At 70.3% G+C, this 2,161-nt stretch carries 3 protein-coding genes; all 3 read right to left on the reverse strand.

Going from position 1 to position 2,161, the window contains the following annotated elements; genetic code table 11:
* Positions 1-185: 185 nt before the first annotated feature.
* Positions 186-452, reverse strand: coding sequence for a hypothetical protein (locus EQG76_RS06930; protein ID WP_159711847.1), 267 nt, complete (start codon positions 450-452; stop codon positions 186-188).
* Complete coding sequence (locus EQG76_RS06935) at positions 449-1,084, reverse strand: MT-A70 family methyltransferase (protein WP_159711849.1); 636 nt, start codon at positions 1,082-1,084, stop codon at positions 449-451. Before EQG76_RS06935 ends, EQG76_RS06930 begins: the two co-directional genes overlap by 4 nt.
* A partial coding sequence (locus EQG76_RS06940; protein ID WP_159711851.1) for a Gfo/Idh/MocA family protein occupies positions 1,081-2,161 on the reverse strand: 1,081 nt, incomplete at its 5' end. The genes EQG76_RS06935 and EQG76_RS06940, both read right to left, overlap by 4 nt.

The raw sequence follows: 2,161 nt of genomic DNA on the forward strand, positions 1-2,161 counted from the left end.
AGCCGCGACACCACCCTGGGGCTCCAGGAGCGCGCCGCCTCGAGTTCGCCCAGTGCCCGGTCGAGGGAGACTGCATCGACGATCCCGGCCATGGCCTGCCTCCGCACCACGCAGCCTTAGCCGCGGGGACGCGATGCTAGGAGCGAAGCTCGGCTCCGCCAACCCGCTGGCAGGCCATTCGTCCGTCATCTGCCGGTGTATGGCGGACGCCGCTCGAACAGGCACGATGCATGCATCTGGCGGGCTTCGAAGGCCGTCAGGACCGGGCTGGTCCAAGAACAGCTCCGCCGCTCGGCCCGGATCAGCTCATGCAGGTGGCGACGGAGGCCGGCGAGCGAGAGGTCGGCGAAATATTCCGGTTGGCTCACGATCAGCGCCAGTTCGAGACCGCCGAGCGGCGGGATGTCCCGGCAAACGAGGCCCAGCGGCTGCCGTACCAGCGTGCTGCTCAACGCTCCGGCAGTTCCTCCGCCCCCGCACGCAGCGGCGGCTCGCGCGAGGGTCGGCGACGGGTGCGCACCGGGCCCTGGTCGAACAGGCCCGCCTGGTTACCCCAGATGTCCCAGCCCGGTCGGCTGTCCCGCCCGAACATCTCCAGATAGGGCCCATCGCATAAGGCCTCGATCCGGTCACGCACCTCGTTGGGCTTGCGCGAATGCTCGCGCCTGGGTGCCACCACCAGCCGCTTGACCCCGCCCGAGCGACGTTTGGGCTTGCCGCGGGTGGCGAGCAGGCAGAGCTCCGGATTGGCGCGGGTCCAAAAGCCCATGCCGGTGAAGAAGCCGTCCCCGGAACGGTTCTGCTTGGTCCAGTGGAAGCCCACCGTCTTGTAGGTGAAGCCCCAGGCGCGGATCACTTCCAGGCCACGCGGCAGGAGCGGGTCGGTGATCCACATCAGGAGCACGGCGTCCTTAGCTGCCCAGTCCGCCACCGGCAGGGCCGCGATGCCGTCGATGCCGAGCGTGTCGTAATGCGCCTCGGCGCTGCGGCCCTTGCCCCGTTCCGACCAGGTGCCGAACGTCCAGGGCGGGTCGGCATAGATGGTCCGATAACTGCCCGCCTTGGGCGGCGGGGCCAGGCTCATCGACCGGCCGCCCGGGCCACCTCGTCGACCGACACCCAGGTTCCGGTCCTGGCCGACATCAGCATGGCGTCGATCACCGCCTGGATCTCGGCGGCCTCGCGGAAGTCCGGCACGGGCCGCTGCCCCTGCCCGCACAGGCTGCGCACGATCTCCGCGACCTCGATGGTCTTGATGTCGTTGAAGCCGAGCTGGTGGCCGGGTGCGGGGATGAACCCGGCATAGTCCTTGTGCGCCGGGGTGGCCGGGATCTCGACCCAGCCATCGAGCGCCGGCGTGCGGCCCGTCACATAGAGCTTCAGCTCGTTCATCCGCTCCATGTTCAGCACGAGCGCGCCCCTGGAGCCGGTCAGCTCTACCACCTGGTACATCTTGCGCCCGGTCGCGACCCAGGACGCCTCCAGCGTGCCCTTCGCCCCACCGGCGAAGCGGACCAGTGCCCGGGCCTGGTCGTCGACCTCGACCACCTGGCGTCCGCCCTCGCGGGTCGGCCGCTCGGCGACCACCGTGTCGAGGTCGGCGGACAGGGTCTCGATCGGCCCGACCAGATAGCGGGCGAGGCTCACGATGTGGCTGCCGAGATCGGCCACGGCACCCGCCCCGCCCTTCGGGTCCAGCCGCCAGGTCCAGGGGCCGTCCGGGTCGGTCATGTAGTCCTCGGCATGGATGCCGCGGAAGTTCCAGACCTCGCCGATCTCGCCGCTCCGGACGATGTCACGGGCCAGCTCGGTCATCGGGTTGCGCAGGTAGTTGAAGCCGACGAAGGTCGGCACGCCCGCCACCTCCGCCTCCCTCGCCAGGGCGAACGCGGTGGCGGCGTCTGGCGCCAGCGGCTTCTCGCAATAGAGCGGCTTCTTCGCCTGGATCACCGCCCGGCACATCGGCGCGTGCAGGATGTTCGGCGTGGTGACGTCGACCAGGTCCACCTCGGGATCGTCCACCAGGGCCTGCCAGTCGGCAGTGGCGCGGGCAAAGCCGAAGCCCTGGGCGGCGCGATTGGCGGTCGCCCCGTCGACATCGGCGAGCAGCTCCAGATGCGGCGTGATCGGCAGGGGGAAGGTCGCCGCCGCGGCACGCCAG

It is taken from the genome of Geminicoccus flavidas (assembly GCF_009806515.1).
Classification (GTDB): domain Bacteria; phylum Pseudomonadota; class Alphaproteobacteria; order Geminicoccales; family Geminicoccaceae; genus Geminicoccus; species Geminicoccus flavidus.